Origin of the sequence: Methanofastidiosum sp. (genome assembly GCA_035362715.1) — an archaeon.
GTDB lineage: Archaea > Methanobacteriota_B > Thermococci > Methanofastidiosales > Methanofastidiosaceae > Methanofastidiosum.
The window spans coordinates 102,501-121,059 of sequence record DAOSDU010000004.1 but is presented as its reverse complement, the minus strand read 5'-3'; the positions used below and the strand labels follow the sequence as shown (position 1 = coordinate 121,059).

Sequence of the window (18,559 nt, the reverse complement as noted above, 5' to 3'; positions counted from 1 at the left end):
TCTTATATATAGGGAAAAGACAAATAATAAATTGAATTTATACATAAAAACGGAGGGAGAAAATGAAAAAGATTGTAGCAATAGTTTTTGGATTAATATTCGTTTTAGGAACAGTAGGCATGGCAAGTGCAGCAACACAAGAGGTCATAGTTAGAGAGATGTGCAGGGGTGGGCCGATAATATCCTATGGGGTATACGATGCAAAGACAAATCAAAGAGTAACTGTTATAGAAGCAACTGGATTTAGTAATCTTATAGAACAGATAAAGCAGTATGAAAAGGACAACGGAGTAAAGCTCTTTTGGAACTACTACACTAACAAAAAAACAGAACCGGGATCTGGAGTCTTTATAGGGGACTGTAAATAATCTTAATTTCCTTTTCCTTATTTTTATTCTTAAAAATATAAAGAAAATAAATTAAGAATAAAGATCTAATTATTTTTCTTTTCTTTATTCTTTTCTAGAATTTTTAATATTTGTGGCATAGCTTTTAGTCTTACAGTAGACTCTCCACCTATCCCGTTAACAAGCCCCCATCCCTGTTCGTATTTAGAATAGCCAAGGCTTGTTGCGCCCATTGTTATTCCTCTTTTTACCATTGATGGACTGTACCCTGGATGCCTTGATAAGATGTATCCCGCAACACCTGCAACATACGGTGCAGATGCGGAAGTCCCAAAGAAGCTTCTACCTAAATTACGATCTAAATTTCTATTTCCACTTGAAAATCCGTAGACAAGACTTGAAGTTCCATCTGGCCCAATAACATCAGGTTTTTGCCTTCCATCTGAAGTTGGCCCTCTAGAACTGAAATCTTCAAGACCATAGCTAGAAGGGTTCCAATATGTTGCGCCCACAGTAATAACTTTCTCTGCGGTAGCGGGGTCAGTGAGGCTCATTGCAGAAACCCTATCGTTTGGCAATCCAGTGAAGTTTCCTATTTCCGCACTGGTGCTAAAAATGTGGATGCCCAAAGGAATAAAATAATTCCCTGTAGCGGAATATGTCCAGTTATCAATGGCTATCCCATACCAGCCAGATACCAAAGGAGTGTAACTGATTTTTTCCGTTGGGGAAAGAAATGCACCGCTTTGTTGATCATTAATAGATGAACTAACAGTCCCATCTCCTAAGAGAACAAGGTATAGATCTAAGTCCTTTCCAATTGTATTGGCATAGTTGTTCCAATTCATATAAAAAGAATAGCTTTGCCCTTCATACAGGTAGACTGGGAGATACTCTGCACCTGATGGAAACTCCATAAGTCCATCGCCATCAATATCTGTGAAACCGACTCCGTAATAATGATTTTTTGCAGAGTTACCTGCAGAGTTTACCCAAACAATTCCAGAATCTACAGCCCTATTAGCGATTTCATTAATTGTACCAGTGCCATCGTAAAAACTATAATTAAACCAACCTACTGAGTGAGAGATTATCCGGACATTGTTCTGTTTTGCCCAAATTACAGCTGCTTCTAATTGAGCTGGGGTATACACCTTGTAAAGATGAAGCTTTACTCCAGGTAAAGTTGCCACAATAATTTCTGCACATGCTACCCCATGAGAACCTTCTCCGGGGTTAGTGAATCCCGTTCCAGTAAAATCCTTAGTTTCAACTACATAAGGCGAAACAATCTCATTTACATTCCAGTTCTCAAATTGCAAGTCAATGACGGCTATATCACATGACCCAGGATTGCCCGCTTTGATATACCTTACACCTTCTATATTCACAAAAACAGCTTGAACTATAGGATAACTTATGTCCTCCACTCTTTCTACAAAATCTAAGTTTCTAACTTTATTGATGCTATCTAAAGGAACTAAAGCTTGCCATACTTTTCCGTAATTAAGCTCGATATAGCAGCCGTGTTTCTCAAGTACATTTGAAATATCAATTTTCCATTTTGGTGTATCGTCAGATTTAGAAATATTTCCTTCCATGCCCACCGCTGAATCTTTTAGGATTATTGAAAGCCTAGCTTTATTTCCGATTATCTCAGAATAATTATCTGTATTCTTGTTTCTACTAATATCGATTTTAAAGTCTTTTATATCAGGAAAGTTTTGACTTTCTCCAAATACTGGAGCTACAGATAATATAACTATGGCCATTATTATGATTGATATCTTTTTACACATATATTAACCACCCCTAACTTCATATGATAAAAAATAGAACACATTATTAATATATAAATTTATCCAATATTGATTAGCAATAACTAATAATAAAATATATGATAGTAAATATAATAAAAATGGATAAAAGAATTAGGTAATTTAAAAATACAGTTTGTTGCAATGAACTGCGGATGCTCAATTAACTATCACGCATATGAATGCATCAAAAATGTAATTAGGTATTCTAAACAATTTTTCAAACTTTAAGAACATTGAAGTAATCATAGTTAATTAAGTTGAACTTTATGATTTTGCTAATTTTTTTAAGGCCAGATCCTATTAAACGAATTGGCCCTATCTTTTAACAGAAGTTGGGAATGTTAAAGGGTCGTTTAATAATACCAAGTGAAAACTTATTATTAATCACCTTTTCTTTGTAACTCAAATGCCTTTTTTCTCATTTCAGGATTTGAATTAATAATTTCCATCATTTCCATAAAAGTGTTTAATCCTTTAAGTAAATCAACATTGTCTGCTGCCATTTCAAAGAATTCTTTTCTTACTACTTTACTGTGTTTTTCCAACTCGAATATTTTTTCTTCCTTTAGGGGCATCCCGCAACGATAACAATACTCTGAAGAAGGGCCACAGTTCTCCTTGCATCTTGGACATGCCACAGGTCTTATCTTCTCTTCTTCCGGCCTATCTTCAGTTTTTATTCCATATACCTTACTGTAAATGGCCTTATCAATATCCCTCCCTGAAAGATGGACATATACCTTTGGCATACCTGAGCCAAGCTGCCATCCAAGGTAGTGGCACATTTCAGACTCGGTCAATTTTGAGGCCAGGTGAGTTGCCCTTGTATGTCTTAATATATGTGGGGTAACTTTCTTTTGGATTCCAGATTTCTTTACAGCTCTTTTAATTATGTTCATGTATGATTCATAAAATAAGGGCTTGCCATAATTTTTATTCCCAGTACCTATAAATAATGATTCATTTGGATGAGGATTTGGGTGTATTTGAACCCAGTTTTTTATATATGGTTCTGCCATGACAAAGGGCACTAATCTTTCTCCGGTTTTTCCCCTGACCTTTGCCTTGCCACCGAAGTTGTTGAAGGTTAGGTCCTTGAAAGTAATTGAAGCAAGTTCTCCGATTCTAAGGCCTCCATCATAAAGAAGTGCAATAGCGGCTTTATCACGGGGATGCATTGCCGATTCAATTAGCAAAAGCACTTCATCCTTAGTAAGTACATCTGGTTTTCTAGGATGCTTTCTTTCACCTTTTAATGACTGAAGGTCTTTCCAATCGTCACCCTTTTGCCATTTGAAAAACTTTCTTAATGTTCTTCTGTATTCATTTTTAGATGATTCAGATATGTCTTCTACTTCCACTTTTTCTAAGACTTCTATTATGTCTTTTGAGTTCCATTCTGTAAAATCTTTATCCTTGTATCGGATACAAATCATTCTAAGGTCTACCATGTATCGAAGTGTTCTAAGTATCCCAATCCTAGAGGCTATGAGAAAACTTTTAAACTCCTTGATGGATTGTTTATTGATGTCAGATATAGAGGACTTTGACAAGCGCTCTTCTTCTTTGAGCAGAATCATTTTTTCCTTATATATCCCCATAAATTAATAAAAGATTGATTAAGACTTATACATTATCTAAAGGCATTTGTAATAAAAAAAATGGCCCGGCGACCGCACTTCTTTTTATTACCAAATCAACCTTCGTTTTCTTCTATTGCGCCCCTTCTTTTAAGAAAAGGGTAGATCTGTTCAATTCCAGTGATATATTTCTTTAGATATTTCTTAAGATCACGATAATAAATTATAATTACTTTTTTACCGGAAGATTGAAGTTCTTTCACATATCGTTTGAAAAGATAAGTCCCTTTTTTATCAAAATCAGTTAATACTATGACATCTTTTTCAGAAATATTGTCAATAACATCGAAAATATTATTTTGAGAAACAGCAATAATCTTATTCCTAATCCCAAGATTTACCAGAGACTCGATATCTTTTTGCCCTTCAACTATTATTACTCCTTCTTCTTCCTTTAATCTATTTAGGATATCTATAGCATTTTCAACATCTTCTTCGATAGACATCAAAAAATCTATTCAATTTATTATTTATAATCTTAATTAATTATAGTTACACAAGATAATTTATATGTTGGACGGCGAGGCCATCCATTAATAAGTTTTATAAGTTAGGAATTTCTAATTTTGACGAATAAATATTCTAAAAATATTGGGTGTTTGTATGGTATCAAAAGAAGAAATTCTTGAAGGGTTGGCAAAGGCTGTTATAGATGGCGATGAAGTAAAAAGTGAAGAACTAGCAAAAAAATCTCTTGAACTTGGAGTAGATCCTTACGAAGCTCTGATGAACGGTTGCAATAAGGGTATGGCGAAGGTAAGTGACCTTTACGAATGCAAAGAGATGTTCGTTCCTGAGATACTTCTATCGGCTGACGCTATGTATGCTGCAATCGATATTTTGAAGTCCCATCTAAAGGTCGATGCTTCTGCAAAAAAGCCAGCGAAAGTAATAATTGGAGTTGCTCAAGGAGACATACACGATATAGGAAAAAATCTGGTAAAAATGATGCTTGAAGTCGCAGGTTTTATCCTAATTGATGTTGGAAAAGATGTTCCTGTGGATACATTCGTTAAAAAGGCCGAAGAAGAAGATGCAGACCTTGTTACAATTTCTGCTTTAATGACCACCAGTATGTTATATATGGAGCCAGTCATCAAAAAACTCAAAGAAAAAAATCATAAGGCACAAGTAGTTGTCGGTGGGGCTCCTATAAGTGCTGATTTTGCCAAAAAGATAGGTGCTGCTGGATACGGAAAAGATGCCGTTGAAGCTGTTAAAGTAGCCAAAAATTTAACTGGAGCGTGATAAAATGGATAAAATGTCGCCCCCTGAAAGATTTCATGCAGTGTTAATGGGTGAAAAACCTGATAGAGTGCCTGTAAATCCTTTTATTCTAGGCTTTTCTGCTAGGGTAATGGGTATGTCTTTAGGAGATTTCTATGCAGATGGAAATAAATCTTTTGAAGCTCAATTTATGTGCATGCGACTATACGGATATGAGTCGACTCCGATGTATGGATATGCTTCTTGTGGCCCATGGGAATTTGGTGGGGAAATTGGATTTCCATATGGTGAAGGACATAGCGCCCCTTATGTTAAAAAACATCCCGTGATGGAGTTAGGGGATATAGATAAACTTGAAGTTCCAGATTCAAATAAGCCAGTTGGTGGATATGTTGAAGCTCAGAAAGTATGCGACCGCTGTGTAGAAATGGGTATGCCTGCAATATTCCAAGGAGGAAGTGTTTTCACTGCTGCAGCAGTTGTTGCCGATACTTCAAAGTTCTTAAAATGGACAAAAACTGAACCTAAGTCAGCACATGCTTTACTTGATAAAGTGAGTCAGATGTATATTAATCAAATAGAATATTTTGCTAATAGGTATGGCCCAGAAAAATGCGTTGTCTTTGATGGGGGGCCTGTAGAAGCAAACACAGTTATTTCGCCACAGAAATTTGAAGAATTTGCATTTCCCTATATGATGAAGGTTCATAAAAAAATAAGAGAACTAGACATACCTGTAACTTTGATGCATCCATGTGCTGATCAAAATTTGAACATACCCTATTATATAAAATTGAGGGAATCATTTAACTGGAAAGGGATATATGCTTGGATATTCGGTCCTGAAACTCCACTTAAAACTCAAATTGAAAAATTTGGTAGTCATGATATAATTGGAGGAAATGTCGATCCGCCATCGATACAGACAAAATCATATCAAGAAGTAGTCCAACTGTGCAAAGAAAACATTGAGCAGGGAATGGACAATCCGAGAGGATTTATCTTGTGCCCGGGCTGCGAATTTCCACCTCAAGCCGAACCAATTAAACCAATGGCATTTTTAGACGCTGCGAGACAATTTGGGGTATATAAATAAATTATTATTATCTTTAATTTTTTCAAACATCAGGTGATTTCTATGGTAGATTTGACTCTAAAAGAAAGACTAAAAAAAACATTGAATGGCAAAAAAGTTGATAAAGCCCCTGTTTTAGCCGTTACCCAAACAGGAACAAAAGATCTAATGAATCTGACTAAATACTATTGGCCGGATGCTAATTGGAATCCAAAAGCATTAGCAGAGCTTGCAATAAGCGCTCATAGAGAAATAGGATTTGAAGCAGTAAGAATACCTTATTGTCTTACAGTGCTATTGGAAGCTTTAGGTTGTGAGATTGAAAAGGGAGACACCACAAGACAGGCTGCAATAAGAGGTCATCCTTACAACTCGAGAAAACCTTTGCCCATAGGTCAGTTTTCAGAAGATATTCTATCAAAAGGTAGGATACCCATTATGCTGGAAGCCATTAATATAATTAGAGATAAAGTAGGAGAAAATGTTCCAATAGTAGCAGGTGCTGAAGGGCCTGCCACGATTGCTAGTGGACTTGTCGAAGTCACAACATTGATGAGATGGTTTATCCGAGAAAAAGAAGCTTTGATTAATTATCTAAAGTTTGGAGCAGATGCAATGATAGAATATGCCAATGCCTTATTTGATGCTGGTGCTGATGTTTTTGCAGTTTTGGACCCAGTGGCTTCACCTGAATTAATTAATCCTAAAGATTTTGGTAGTATGGTGCTACCAATCTACAAAGATATTTCTAATAGATTAAAAGGGGACAGCATACTACATATATGTGGGGATATCCATTCAATACTTCCTTCACTTAGAGAAAGTGGTTTTTTGGGGCTCAGCATTGAAGAAAAAACAGATATGAAAGAAGCAAAGGATATTTTAGGCGATAAATTAAGACTAATTGGAAATATTTCTTCTGCAAGTACTATGTTGAACGGCACTTATAATGAAGTCTATAAAGAATGTATAACTGCATTGGAAAAAGGAACAGACATACTTGCTCCTGGCTGTGGTCTTGCACCTTTGACTCCAATTAAAAACTGTATAGCTATGATTGACGCAAGAAATAATTATTTCAAATAATTTATCTTGAATAAATAAGGAGGAATTGGAAATTAAGATTACTATCCCCAATCTAAAAAAAGAAATAGAAGTTAAGGATAATAGAAATAATCTGTTAGATACCTTAAATGATGCCGGAATTAAGATAGAAGCCATTTGCGGTAGTAAAGGTAAATGTGGTAAATGTAAAGTAATAATTAATAATCCTGAATCTGTAAATGAGATTACTCAAGAAGAAAAGAAAGTTCTTTCTGAAGACGAAATAAAAAAAGGGGTAAGGCTCAGTTGTCTTGTAAGTGTGAATGGTGATATTAGTGTTAAAATTCCTGAATCCTCCCTCCAAAAAGAGCAAAGAATACTCTGTGAAGGTGTCTCAAAGAAAATAAAATTTGATCCATGTCTAAAGATAAAAAAAATAAAAATTCAAAAACCTGCATTGGGTAGTGAATGGAGTATAGTTGATCTTATAAAAAATGAATTGAAGGAAGAGGACCTTTCGATTGATTATCTAGCTCTGAAAAAATTATCAAAAAAATTAACATTTGAAAAGTATATTAAGATAATTGAATACAATAAGGAACTAATTGGTATTTCTGACATAGAACAGAAAATCTATGGAATTGCTGTTGATATAGGCACGACAACTGTTGTGACTTACCTTATTGATATGGAAACTGGAGAGCTTATAGATATTGAATCAATTTTAAATCCCCAGATAAGATATGGCGAAGACGTAATATCTAGGATAACTTATTCTATGAAAAATGGCGTTGATATCGTTCATAAAGCCATAGTTAATGGAATAAATTTAATGATTGGTATACTCTGTGAGAGAAATAATATTTCCTATGATTCTATTTATGAAATGACTGCTGTGGGAAATACTGCAATGCACCATATATTTCTCAATATTAACCCAAAAAGTCTTTCTGCATCGCCTTTTACACCAGTTGTTTCTAACTCAATTGATATTAAATCACAAGACATGGAAATCAAGATAAATCCATCTGGAATTATTCATTTGCTACCCATAATCTCTGGCTTTGTTGGTGCAGATACTGTGGGAGTGCTACTTGCAACTGAAATTTACAAAAAAACTGAAATTTCGCTTGCAATAGATATAGGGACTAATGGGGAACTTGTTTTAGGAAATAAAGATAGTATGTTAAGTTGCTCATGTGCAGCAGGTCCTGCTCTTGAGGGTGGACACCTTATGTTTGGCATGAGGGCGTCTACTGGGGCAATTGAAACTGTTTTTATTGAAGAAGATACTTTCAATACTTTTTACAAAACAATTAATAATGGAAAGCCAAGAGGTTTATGTGGTTCGGGGATAATTGATGTAGTATCTGAGATGTTAAGAGTTGGATTATTAGATTCAAGTGGAAAAATCTTAGAGAGAGATAATGAGCGAATAAGGAAAAATCCTTTGAATGGTCAAAAGGAATATGTGATCGAATGGAAAGAGAATACAGAGACAGAGAAAGATATCGTTATTACGGCGTCAGACATTAGAGAAATTCAGTTGGCCAAAGGTGCTATAATGACAGGTATAAATATTCTTCTTGAAAAATTAAAAATTACAGTAGATGACATAGAAAATCTTTACCTTGCAGGTGCTTTTGGAAATTATATTGATATTAAGAATGCAATAAGAATTGGCCTTATACCAGATATTCTATTAGATAAGATTAAGCCAGTTGGAAACGCCGCAGGGGAAGGTGCAAAGATGTCTCTTTTGTCAAAAGAAAAAAGAATTGAGGAAAATATTATTAATAAAAAAATAGATTATATTGAGCTTGCTGCTGAAAAAGACTTCAATGAAGAATTTGTAAAATCACTAAGATTTCCGTAGTTAGAGAAATTACTTTTCAAAATATATTACTAATTATTTCTAGAAATTAAATAAAATAGAATATTATTTTTTGAGCATATTTGATAGCACGTTTGTGTATAAAGCAAGAATAGTTTCAAAGTCGTCTTCTTTTACATTATCAGGGACTAGTGAGTTAGCAGCGACTATCTTAAGTATCAATGACTTTAACATTCCTTTTCTGATGTCCTCTATCTCAGCAGGCGTAAGCTCATAGTTTACTTCTTTTGCTGCAATTCTTATGCCTTCTCTATCACTCTCTGCGATCTCTTCAGGTGATGGCTCTCCCTGAATTACTACATTATCGATGTCTTCATCTTCCATTGCCTCACCAATGAAACCTAATACCAAAAAGTTTATTAATCTTTCTATTTTGACCTTTGTGCTGCCCCCGTAGTTTAGCCGGATAAAATATTGGCCTGCGGAGCCGAAGCGCCGGGTTCGAATCCCGGCGGGGGCGTAGTTTTATCAAATGTCTACTTCTATCCCTATACCGTTCTTCTTAGATTCATTATACGCTAGTTCAGCAGTAATAATGTCTTCTAAAGAAAATCCAACAGATTTGAAAAATGTAATATCGGAATTATCTCTTGAAATTCTTTTTAAAATTACATCAGAAATCTCCATAATATCCTCTTTGTTAATTAATCCATTTTGGAGAGGATTGACAATATCTCCGGGCTCAGAAGTTGCACCTTCAAGAGTGTCAACAAAGACTTTTGCCCTTATTACAAGTCCTTCTGGTATCTCTTGCATTGTTATTTTGTAAGATCCAATTCCATTTATGTGGGTTCCTTCCTTAATAGAGCGAGAATTAAAAATAGGGGTGTTGGAAGTAGTTGCTGTAATTAGTATATCTGAATTAGATACAACTTCATTTCCATCTTTGCATAGAATTATATCTGGATTGGTGCCAACAGTTAATCTTTGTGCAAATGAATTAAGGGAATAATCTTGTTTATCAAATGCATATATTTTCTCTATTCCAAAATGAGATAGATGAGCTTCACATGCCATCGTTCCCACTTTACCCGTTCCAATAATGCCCAAGGTCTTTGGATCATTTTTTGCCAGATACTTTGATGCCAATAAGGAAGTAACTGCAGTTCTTATATATGTTAGATAAGTTCCATTCATGATGCAGAGGGGGGCACCATTTTTAAGGGATGCTAAAACATAAATCCCCTTAGTATAAGGAAGTCTGTTTGAAGGATTATTCTCGCACAATGACACTATTTTTACTCCAGACTTGTCTAGAAAAGAGGATGGCATGAACAATACAGTTGTTTTGTTTTCTTCGGAATCTATTGCCGTTCTAAGTGGAAATTTTCCTTTTCTTTTGTATGCAACAAAACCTAATTCAAGTGCCTTGAGCACATTTTTATAATTAAGAACTGATCTAAGATCATTTTCCGAAAGAATTAACATGTTTATTATTTGGAAACAATAATATAAATAGCTATCCAAACATTTTTTAACAAAGTATGTAAATTCATTTTATGGAGAACTCCTTCTTCCCTTATGACAATTTCAGGACAAATCAAGAGGAGTTTATCCAATTTGTTCAGACAAGTCTTATCCAGAAAAAAAATCCTATAGTAGAAGCTGCTACAGGATTTGGTAAAACTATCTCTGTTTTGTCTGCGGTATTGCCCATAGCAGAAAAGTTTGGTAAAAAAATTGTCTATTGTTGTAGAACTCATAAGCAGATGGACAGGGTCATGGAAGAGTTAATGGAAGTTGGGAAGAAAGTAGAAGTATCTGGCATTTCAATAAAGGGTAGAAATTCTATGTGCCTTCACCCAACTATTGTTAACAATGAAATGGACACCTCGATGGCACTTCACGTTTGTAGATTGCTAAGAAAAGAGAATAAATGTGAGTATTATGAAAATATGAAAGAAAAAGAGGATAGGGCTTACGAGATTGAGGTAAGCCTTTCACAAAAACCTTCTTTATCCCAAGATGTAGTAACACTTTGTATTGAAGAAAATATGTGCCCATATGAAGTAGTGAAAGGTATATTGCAAAACGTTGAAGTGATTTCCTGTAGTTATATGTATATTTTTCACCCCGAAATAAGAGATAATTTCCTTGAGGGTATTGGGGCAACACTTGATGACATCATTTTAATTCTTGATGAAGCCCACAACCTTTCGGATCTTGCAATAAATCTAGGCTCGGACCAGCTTTCAATATATTCAATTACCGCTGCGATAAATGAGTCGATAGAATTTGAAGAATCTGCTGTCTCAGAATTTCTAAATAAATTTTATGATGTATTTCTAGAGTTAGAAAATGATTTTAAGTTAGAATCAGAAGATGAGGCCATCATATCCTATCAAGACCTTTTCACAAGATTAGAGGGTTTAAAGGGTCCTTTTGTCTCAAAGAGTTTTGAAAAGACTCTTTTTGATCTGATTGTATATATGAAGGGTGTTGGGGAAAAAGTTCAAAAGACTCGTCTTAAGAAGAATAAGATGCCAAGGTCCCACATCTTTAGAATAGCATCATTTCTTGAAAATTGGTTTAATGCAAGAGGGAATCAGGGTTATTGCTACATATGTGAAAAAACTAAATCAAAAAAAGATGAAGATACCTTAAAACTTGGGATATTGTCTCTTGACCCAAGACCAATAACTAAGCAGGTTTTAGATTATGCATTTGGTGCTGTTCATATGTCAGGGACCCTAGAGCCCCTTGATGCTTACTCAGATATTATCGGCATAAACAATCCAGCTTTCAAGGTATTTCCTTCTCCTTTTTCACCTTCAAACATAAAGGGTATGGTTACCAAAGGAGTAACAACAAAAGGGGCTCACAGAAATGAAGAAATGTATAAGAAAATAACGCTCAAAGCAATAGATGTTATCCATTCTGTGCCTGCAAACGTTGGAATATTCTGCTCTTCATATGAAGTTGTTGATGGTCTACTTGACTCAGGGATAGCTTTGATGTCTGATAAGCCAGTGTTTATGGAAAGGCGAAACATGGACTCCAGAGAAAATGATAGTTTAGTCTCTGACTTCAAGCATCACTCTGGAAAGCAAGGCGCAGTCCTATTGGGAGTAATGGGTGGTAGAAACGCCGAGGGTGGAGACTACCCAGGTAATGAGATGAATACAGTAATAATTGTTGGTGTGCCTTATGCCAGACCCACGCCAAGGATAGAAGCGCAGATAGAATACTACCAAAAGGTCTTTTATGGAAAAGGAAAGTACTATGGTTATTATCTGCCAGCCCACAGAAAATTAAGTCAAGCGGCAGGTAGAGCCCACAGACTTCTTTCAGATAAGGCGTTAATTGTCTTCCTTGATGAAAGAGTCGCTAATAAATTTGTCTCAAAAGATATACCCAAATGGATAAGAGATAGCCTTGAATATATCCCGGACTCAGAAGAAATCCTAAAGGAAAAGGTAAAAGAGTTCTTTGAAAATCACATAGATAGATTTAAAAGTTAGGTAAAAGCGTATAGGTAGGGATTGAATGAAGGAAATTGATTGCCCTGTATGTCTAGAAGTTATAGAGTTTAAAGAAGTCAAGGATGGATTAAACATTGAGTGTCCATTCTGTGGTGAAGAGCTCATTCTAATCAATTTTGAAGAAGAATGGGAGCTCATTGAGAAAGAAGAGATATTGGGATGGTACGAAGAGGAAGAAACCTTTGAGGACAACCTCGAAGAAGACCTTATTTACGACAATTAATCCCATTAATCCTGTGGTGATTTGGTGGGAGACTCGACATCATTTAATGAAGAAATAAATAATCTATTTTTAGAAAACAATCTTATACTTACTGTTAACTCCGTCCAAAGTTTATCTTTAATCGAAAAAAAAAGGTATACAGAGTTAATTGATTTTTTAAAAGAGAAGGGAAAATTATTTGTTAACGATAGCGATCTTGAGGATTTTTTGAATAATGATCAAGAACTTGAAATACCGTTGGCAACTGAGAAAGAAAAGATAGAAATTAAAACAGAAGAACCTGAGTTAGAGATTAAGAAATCTATTAATGGTAAAAGAATACCTGCCAAGGAAAATGAAGCCCAGATTAAATTTACCAAAAATATAAAACAAGAAAATGTATCACAGGGGTCAATAGAAGACTTTGTCAAACTTTTCAATGACAGATATGCCAAAATGAAAAAGATGTTTAGAGAAAGACCCTCTACGAGAGATTTCATTCCCATAGGCGAAGCTTTGAGGGCAAAAAAGGGGGAAGAAACAAGCGTAGTTGGTATGATAACAGAAAAAAATGAATCAAAAAAAGGAAATCTTATTTTAACAGTTGAGGATGATACGGGTAGAATTAAAGTATTTTTCTCAGGTTCAAAAGAACTTGATGAAAAAGTCAAGTTTATCATGCTTGATGAGATTATATGGATTAAAGGAGCTCTTGGAGATGGCATAATATTCGGAAAGGAGTTTGAATTTCCAGATTTACCCGTTTCAAGGGAGGCATGCAGAAGTGAAGTGGATCTATGCTCAGTTCATATTTCTGATATACATGTTGGCTCAAACGCTTTTCTAGAAAAATCCTTCTTGAAGTTTGTAAAGTGGCTTAATATTAGAATGGGCTCACCAGCACAAAGAGAATTAGCTTCCAGAGTGAAATATTTAGTTATTGCCGGGGATCTGGTTGATGGGGTAGGCACATACCCCAATCAGCAAAAAGATCTAGAAATACTTGACGTTTATGACCAGTATGACAGACTTTACGAACTATTGTCTATGGTTCCTGACTGGATAAGAATAATTATGTCACCGGGAAATCACGACGCAACTAGGAGTGGAGAACCCCAATTACCTGTAGAAAAACAGTATGCTGAAAAACTGTATGAATTGCCAAATGTAGACATGGTTCCAAATCCTTGTTTTTTTGAAATGCATGGCGTAAAGACAGTTGTCTATCATGGAACAAGTATATATGATTTTGTCGAAGGCATAGCTGGGGTGGGACATGACAAGCCCGTACCTGCTATGAAAGAAATGCTTAGAAAGAGACATTTGGCGCCAGTGTATGGTGGCAAAACATCTATCTCCCCCGAAGAAAGGGATTACTTGTTGATTGATAATCATCCAGATATTTTTCATACAGGGCATATTCATGTAAACGGTTATGGTAATTATAGGGGAACATCAATGATTAATTCTGGAGGTTGGCAGGCGCAAACTGACTACCAGAAGATGAGAAATATTATGCCCACACCAGGTCGAGTTCCAATATTTGATTTAAAAACTCACAAACTATCAATTATGGGATTTTGTAACGACGGCGGGGGATATTGATTGATAGAAGCTTATTTTAATTCATTAGAAATTGAAGCTAAAAGGGCTTATGAGATTGCCCAAGAAGCAAGAAAAAAAGGATTGGATCCATCTCCTTCTGTTGAAATACATTTAGCTGCAGATATGGCAGGAAGAATAGAAGGAATAGTGGGGCCAAAAGGAGTTGCAACTAAAATAAAAGAGCTAGATTTGCAGGGACATCCCAGAGAAAAAATAGCTATTATGATTGCAGATGAAATTCTTGCTGAAAAATATTCAAAGAAAAATTCAAAGGAAAAACTAGCTGAGCAAGCTGTAAGGACAGGTCTCGCAATTTTGACTGAAGGTATTGTTTCTGCACCCTTAGAGGGTATTTCTGATGTTAAGATTAAAACTAATTTTGATGGTACTGATTATCTAGCATTGTATTTTGCAGGACCGATTAGATCTGCAGGGGGTACAGCGGCGGCACTATCAGTTCTTTTAGGGGATTATGTAAGAAAAAGACTTGGCCTTTCTAAATACAAGGCAACTGAAGAAGAGATACAAAGATTCATTGAAGAAATTGAACTGTATGAAAGAGGAAAGACCCATTTGCAATATAAACCCTCAAATAAAGAAGTTATACTTTCACTCTCAAACATACCAATTGAAATCACTGGTGAAAGTACAGAAGATATAGAAGTTTCGGGGTATAGGAATCTGCAAAGGATAGAGACAAATAAAGTAAGAGGCGGGGCCCTACTTGCTTTAGCAGAAGGAGTTATCCAAAAATCAAAGAAAATTGAAAAAGTTTTGAAGGTGTTCGAGCTAGAAGGATGGGAGTTCATAAAGGATTTGAAAAAAGAAGAAAAAAAAGAAAGCGACGATGATTCAGAAAAGATAAAAGCAAACTGGAAGTATCTCTCAGATTTGCTTGCAGGAAGACCTGTTATAGCTCATCCGAGTAGTAAAGGTGGATTTAGGCTAAGATATGGTCGCAGCAGAGACACGGGTTTTGCTGCATGGGGTTACCATCCTGCAACTATGCATATAGTAAATGGATTTATAGCTGTTGGAACTCAGCTTAAAACTGAAAGACCTGGTAAAGCCACAGTTGCTATGCCGGTAGATTCTATACTGCCTCCTTTTGTAAAATTCAAAGATCAAAGCTGTGATTGGCTTTATTCATATGAAAATATTAAGCCTTCAGATATTGAAGAGATAATATTCTTGGGTGATGCCCTTATCGCATATGGGGACTTTGTAGAGAATAATCACCTGTTAATGCCTTCAGGTTATGTAGAAGAATGGTGGGCCTTAGATTTAGAAAAAGCTTTGAAGGAAAAAGAAGGTAGCGGAGAGCTCAATGACATCTTAGAAGGTAGAAAAATACCAGATGTAAAAGAGGCAATCGAATTATCAAAAAAATATGGAATTCCCCTACATCCAAAATATAACTTGTTCTGGAGTTATATATCACTAGAAGATTTGGATTATCTGATTAGTTATGATGATTATACTATAAATGAGAATTTAATAATCTTTGATTTAAAAGAAGGCGTCAGAATAAAAAATATTATTGAGAATTTATGTTTGCCCCATCAAGTATCAGAAGATAAAGTAAAAATAGAATCCCATATACTGGCACTTGTTATTTCAGGAAAACATACATATGGAGAAACAGTTTTAGAAAAAGTATCAAATTTATTAGGGATCAAAGTTAGAGACGCTATACCTACCACCGTTGGTTGTAGAATGGGAAGACCTGAGAAAGCCAAAGAGAGAAAAATGAGCCCACCTGTTCACGTGTTATTCCCTATTGGAATGTCAGGTGGCTCAACTAGGAGTATAATCAAGGCGTCGCAGAAGAATTTCATAGAAGTAGAAGCGGTAAATAAGAGATGCCCAAAATGTAATACTAAAACACATCTCACAAAATGCCCAGACTGTGAGAGTATGACAAAAATGTATATGTCTTGCTCTCACCAGACATGTTCTTATGAGGGTTCAAGTGTAGTTAGTGAAAAGTGCCCAGAATGTGGATCGCGTCTTAGAGTATACTCAAAGAAAAAAGTGAATTTAAAAGAAGATCTAAGTCTAGCACTTTTAAATTTGGGATATGAACTCCCAAAGGAAGTCAAAGGAGTTCAGGGTATGAGTTCTGAGTACAAAATCCCCGAGCCACTAGAGAAAGGCATATTGAGGGCTTCAAATGAAATCTATATTTTCAAAGATGGAACCTGCAGATATGATGCAACCGATGCTCCATTGACTCATTTTATTCCAAAAGAAGTTAATGTTGGCATTGAAAAACTAAAAGAACTTGGATACATAAAAGACTATCTTGGAAACGAACTTACAGATGAAAATCAAATCCTTGAATTAAATGTTCAGGATATTATTGTGCCAACGGATTCAATTTCATATTTATTTAAAGTTTCTAAATTTATTGATGGAGAGTTAGAAAAGATATATGGATTGAAATCTTATTATAGTCTCAAAAATGTAGATGATCTTGTAGGCCAATTAGTAGTTGGATTAGCGCCCCATACGTCAGCTGGCACTATTGGACGTATAGTTGGATATACAGATACTAAGGTTGTCTATGCCCATCCTTATTTCCACGCTGCAAAGAGAAGAAACTGTGATGGGGATGAAGATTCAATAATGCTTTTGATGGATGCGTTACTTAATTTCTCCAAATACTATCTTCCGCAAACAAGAGGGGGCCAGATGGATGCGCCTCTTGTATTAACAACGCGAATTGACCCAAGAGAAGTTGACAAAGAAGTCCATAATATGGACATTTGTAATAGTTATCCTTTAGAATTTTATGATGCCACAATAAAATATCTTCACCCAAAAGAGATAAAGATTGAAAGAGTAGAAAATAGATTGGGAACGGATCGAGTTTATTCTGGACTTAAATTTACGCATCACACATCGGATATATCCAAAGGCCCGAGGGCCAGTAGTTATACAACTTTAAATTCTATGGAAGAAAAGTTGATGTCCCAATTCGATATTGCTAAAAAAATAAGGGCGGTAGATGAAAACGATGTTGCAGAGAGAGTTCTAAAAACACACTTTATACCAGATATTAAAGGGAACATAAGATCATACGGAAAACAGAAAGTAAGATGCACAAAATGTAATACTACGTATAGGAGAGTTCCTCTTACCGGTAAGTGTGCAAAATGTAGTAATAAACTTATATTAACAGTTACTAAAGGTGCAATCTTAAAGTATATGCAGTTAAGTATAGACATAACTACAAAATTCAAGATAAAAGAATATACATCTCAAGAAATTAATTTAGCGGATTCAGAAGTAAAAATGAACTTTAGAGAAAAACATAAACAGCTATCAGTATCAGATTTTTGTTAAATAATAAAAATAATGGTAAGATATCAGATTATTTTAGATATTTCATCGGCAGTTCTTTTCATGTCTAAGAATACAAGCCCCAATTTTGCATCCTTTCTGGCAAGAGCAGTCAACACCGATTCTTCACCCGCTCCCATCATTAGGATATACCCGTTAACACCTTTAACAAATACCTGTTCTAATGAACCTCTCTTCAATTCTTGAGAAGTCCTTTCGCCAAGTGACAGCATTGCAGCAGACATTGCGGCAACTCTATCTTCTTCAACATCCTGTGGAAGAGCACTTGCAATGATGAGCCCATCTGTAGACACAACAGCAGAAGCTTCAACATCAGGAGTGGTGGCCTCAAGTTCTTTTAATAATTCAGTTAAATTTTGAGTTCTAGATTTTTGAGCCATTATAATCCCCAATTTATTAATTAAAAGGCCTTCTATATAAAGTTAATGAATAAACAAATGAAAATGACAAATATTAAACATTATTTTATACATTTAAAATCTAATTAAAAAAGAATGCATAGGCAAAACTTCGTCAAAATCCTATCGTTTGACCTCGAACAATTTCGGAATAATGAACCTTAGACTATTAGTATCGGTAAGCTGAATACCTCGCCCGAAGGCTTGGCACTTACACTACCGACCTATCAACCGGATCTTCTATCCGTGTCTTCGTCTCTAACTAAAGTTATAGTCACCTATCCCCTTTTGCTATTAGAGAGTGGTTGTCTATTTTCAGGGATTATTTCGGGCTTAGATGCTTTCAGCCCTTATTAACTATGGCGTAGCTACCCGGCGATGCCTTATCAGACAACCGGCACACCAGAGGCCACGGCAGTCAGTTCCTCTCGTACTGGGACTACCTTCCCTTCAGACGAC

General features: G+C 35.5%; 15 protein-coding genes, 1 tRNA gene and 1 rRNA gene (1 of these 17 running past the window's edge). 10 read left to right on the top strand and 7 right to left on the bottom strand.

Annotation, left to right across the window (positions count from 1 at the left end; translation table 11 throughout):
* The first annotated feature begins 62 nt into the window (after positions 1–62).
* Positions 63–368 carry a hypothetical protein gene (locus PLI06_04225; GenBank protein ID HOI76800.1) on the top strand — a complete coding sequence of 102 codons (306 nt, stop codon included), beginning with the start codon at positions 63–65 and terminating at the stop codon, positions 366–368.
* A gap of 65 nt (positions 369–433) precedes the next feature.
* On the opposite strand, the gene PLI06_04220 is transcribed toward PLI06_04225, so the two are convergent.
* The 3 genes from PLI06_04220 to PLI06_04210 form a co-directional block, all read right to left on the bottom strand.
* Positions 434–2,146: a S8 family serine peptidase gene (locus tag PLI06_04220; protein ID HOI76799.1), complete on the bottom strand. Its 1,713-nt coding sequence runs from the start codon at positions 2,144–2,146 to the stop codon at positions 434–436.
* Between the two features lie 401 nt (positions 2,147–2,547).
* Positions 2,548–3,747: a tyrosine-type recombinase/integrase gene (locus tag PLI06_04215; GenBank protein ID HOI76798.1), complete on the bottom strand. Its 1,200-nt coding sequence runs from the start codon at positions 3,745–3,747 to the stop codon at positions 2,548–2,550.
* Between the two features lie 116 nt (positions 3,748–3,863).
* A complete protein-coding gene (locus PLI06_04210) occupies positions 3,864–4,253 on the bottom strand; it encodes a hypothetical protein (protein ID HOI76797.1) in 390 nt (129 codons plus the stop codon).
* 157 nt (positions 4,254–4,410) lie between these two features.
* Between PLI06_04210 and PLI06_04205 the strand changes: the two genes are divergently transcribed.
* From PLI06_04205 to PLI06_04190, 4 genes are read left to right on the top strand one after another with little or no spacing between them, the layout of a single operon-like run.
* Positions 4,411–5,055 carry a corrinoid protein gene (locus PLI06_04205; GenBank protein ID HOI76796.1) on the top strand — a complete coding sequence of 215 codons (645 nt, stop codon included), beginning with the start codon at positions 4,411–4,413 and terminating at the stop codon, positions 5,053–5,055.
* Between the two features lie 4 nt (positions 5,056–5,059).
* Positions 5,060–6,130 carry a uroporphyrinogen decarboxylase family protein gene (locus PLI06_04200; protein ID HOI76795.1) on the top strand — a complete coding sequence of 357 codons (1,071 nt, stop codon included), beginning with the start codon at positions 5,060–5,062 and terminating at the stop codon, positions 6,128–6,130.
* Between the two features lie 42 nt (positions 6,131–6,172).
* Positions 6,173–7,195, top strand: coding sequence for a methylcobamide:CoM methyltransferase MtaA (gene mtaA, locus PLI06_04195; protein HOI76794.1), 1,023 nt, complete (start codon positions 6,173–6,175; stop codon positions 7,193–7,195).
* Positions 7,196–7,220: 25 nt separating this feature from the next.
* Positions 7,221–9,029, top strand: coding sequence for an ASKHA domain-containing protein (locus PLI06_04190; GenBank protein ID HOI76793.1), 1,809 nt, complete (start codon positions 7,221–7,223; stop codon positions 9,027–9,029).
* 63 nt (positions 9,030–9,092) lie between these two features.
* On the opposite strand, the gene PLI06_04185 is transcribed toward PLI06_04190, so the two are convergent.
* On the bottom strand, positions 9,093–9,371 hold the full coding sequence (locus PLI06_04185; GenBank protein ID HOI76792.1) for a hypothetical protein: 279 nt from the start codon (positions 9,369–9,371) through the stop codon (positions 9,093–9,095).
* 63 nt (positions 9,372–9,434) lie between these two features.
* Here PLI06_04185 and PLI06_04180 point away from each other — a divergent pair.
* Positions 9,435–9,507: transfer RNA gene (locus PLI06_04180), tRNA-Arg, on the top strand.
* A gap of 8 nt (positions 9,508–9,515) precedes the next feature.
* Here PLI06_04180 and PLI06_04175 read toward each other — a convergent pair.
* Positions 9,516–10,475 (bottom strand): hypothetical protein, encoded by a 960-nt coding sequence (locus tag PLI06_04175; protein HOI76791.1) that lies wholly within the window; start codon positions 10,473–10,475, stop codon positions 9,516–9,518.
* 71 nt (positions 10,476–10,546) lie between these two features.
* Here PLI06_04175 and PLI06_04170 point away from each other — a divergent pair, with 71 nt between their 5' ends.
* From PLI06_04170 to PLI06_04155, 4 genes are read left to right on the top strand one after another with little or no spacing between them, the layout of a single operon-like run.
* The gene (locus PLI06_04170; protein HOI76790.1) at positions 10,547–12,508 is read left to right on the top strand and encodes a helicase C-terminal domain-containing protein; all 1,962 of its coding nucleotides are present in this window, start codon (positions 10,547–10,549) and stop codon (positions 12,506–12,508) included.
* Between the two features lie 25 nt (positions 12,509–12,533).
* On the top strand, positions 12,534–12,752 hold the full coding sequence (locus tag PLI06_04165; protein HOI76789.1) for a hypothetical protein: 219 nt from the start codon (positions 12,534–12,536) through the stop codon (positions 12,750–12,752).
* 24 nt (positions 12,753–12,776) lie between these two features.
* Positions 12,777–14,336 carry a DNA-directed DNA polymerase II small subunit gene (locus PLI06_04160; GenBank protein ID HOI76788.1) on the top strand — a complete coding sequence of 520 codons (1,560 nt, stop codon included), beginning with the start codon at positions 12,777–12,779 and terminating at the stop codon, positions 14,334–14,336.
* Entirely contained in the window at positions 14,337–17,684 is a 3,348-nt protein-coding gene (locus PLI06_04155) for a DNA polymerase II large subunit (protein ID HOI76787.1), read from the top strand. It abuts the gene before it with no gap.
* A 23-nt stretch (positions 17,685–17,707) separates the two neighbouring features.
* On the opposite strand, the gene PLI06_04150 is transcribed toward PLI06_04155, so the two are convergent.
* Positions 17,708–18,082: a roadblock/LC7 domain-containing protein gene (locus PLI06_04150; protein HOI76786.1), complete on the bottom strand. Its 375-nt coding sequence runs from the start codon at positions 18,080–18,082 to the stop codon at positions 17,708–17,710.
* 167 nt (positions 18,083–18,249) lie between these two features.
* Positions 18,250–18,559, bottom strand: a 23S ribosomal RNA gene (locus PLI06_04145); it runs 2,708 nt beyond the window's last position.

Excerpts from the sequence above, each read along its gene's own strand:
- PLI06_04225 (HOI76800.1), top strand. The coding sequence starts at position 63 with ATGAAAAAGATTGTAGCAATAGTTTTTGGATTAATATTCGTTTTAGGA.
- PLI06_04220 (HOI76799.1), bottom strand. The coding sequence starts at position 2,146 with ATGTGTAAAAAGATATCAATCATAATAATGGCCATAGTTATATTATCT.
- PLI06_04215 (HOI76798.1), bottom strand. The coding sequence starts at position 3,747 with ATGATTCTGCTCAAAGAAGAAGAGCGCTTGTCAAAGTCCTCTATATCT.
- PLI06_04210 (HOI76797.1), bottom strand. The coding sequence starts at position 4,253 with ATGTCTATCGAAGAAGATGTTGAAAATGCTATAGATATCCTAAATAGA.
- PLI06_04205 (HOI76796.1), top strand. The coding sequence starts at position 4,411 with ATGGTATCAAAAGAAGAAATTCTTGAAGGGTTGGCAAAGGCTGTTATA.
- PLI06_04200 (HOI76795.1), top strand. The coding sequence starts at position 5,060 with ATGGATAAAATGTCGCCCCCTGAAAGATTTCATGCAGTGTTAATGGGT.
- mtaA (HOI76794.1), top strand. The coding sequence starts at position 6,173 with ATGGTAGATTTGACTCTAAAAGAAAGACTAAAAAAAACATTGAATGGC.
- PLI06_04185 (HOI76792.1), bottom strand. The coding sequence starts at position 9,371 with ATGGAAGATGAAGACATCGATAATGTAGTAATTCAGGGAGAGCCATCA.
- PLI06_04175 (HOI76791.1), bottom strand. The coding sequence starts at position 10,475 with ATGTTAATTCTTTCGGAAAATGATCTTAGATCAGTTCTTAATTATAAA.
- PLI06_04170 (HOI76790.1), top strand. The coding sequence starts at position 10,547 with ATGGAGAACTCCTTCTTCCCTTATGACAATTTCAGGACAAATCAAGAG.
- PLI06_04165 (HOI76789.1), top strand. The coding sequence starts at position 12,534 with ATGAAGGAAATTGATTGCCCTGTATGTCTAGAAGTTATAGAGTTTAAA.
- PLI06_04150 (HOI76786.1), bottom strand. The coding sequence starts at position 18,082 with ATGGCTCAAAAATCTAGAACTCAAAATTTAACTGAATTATTAAAAGAA.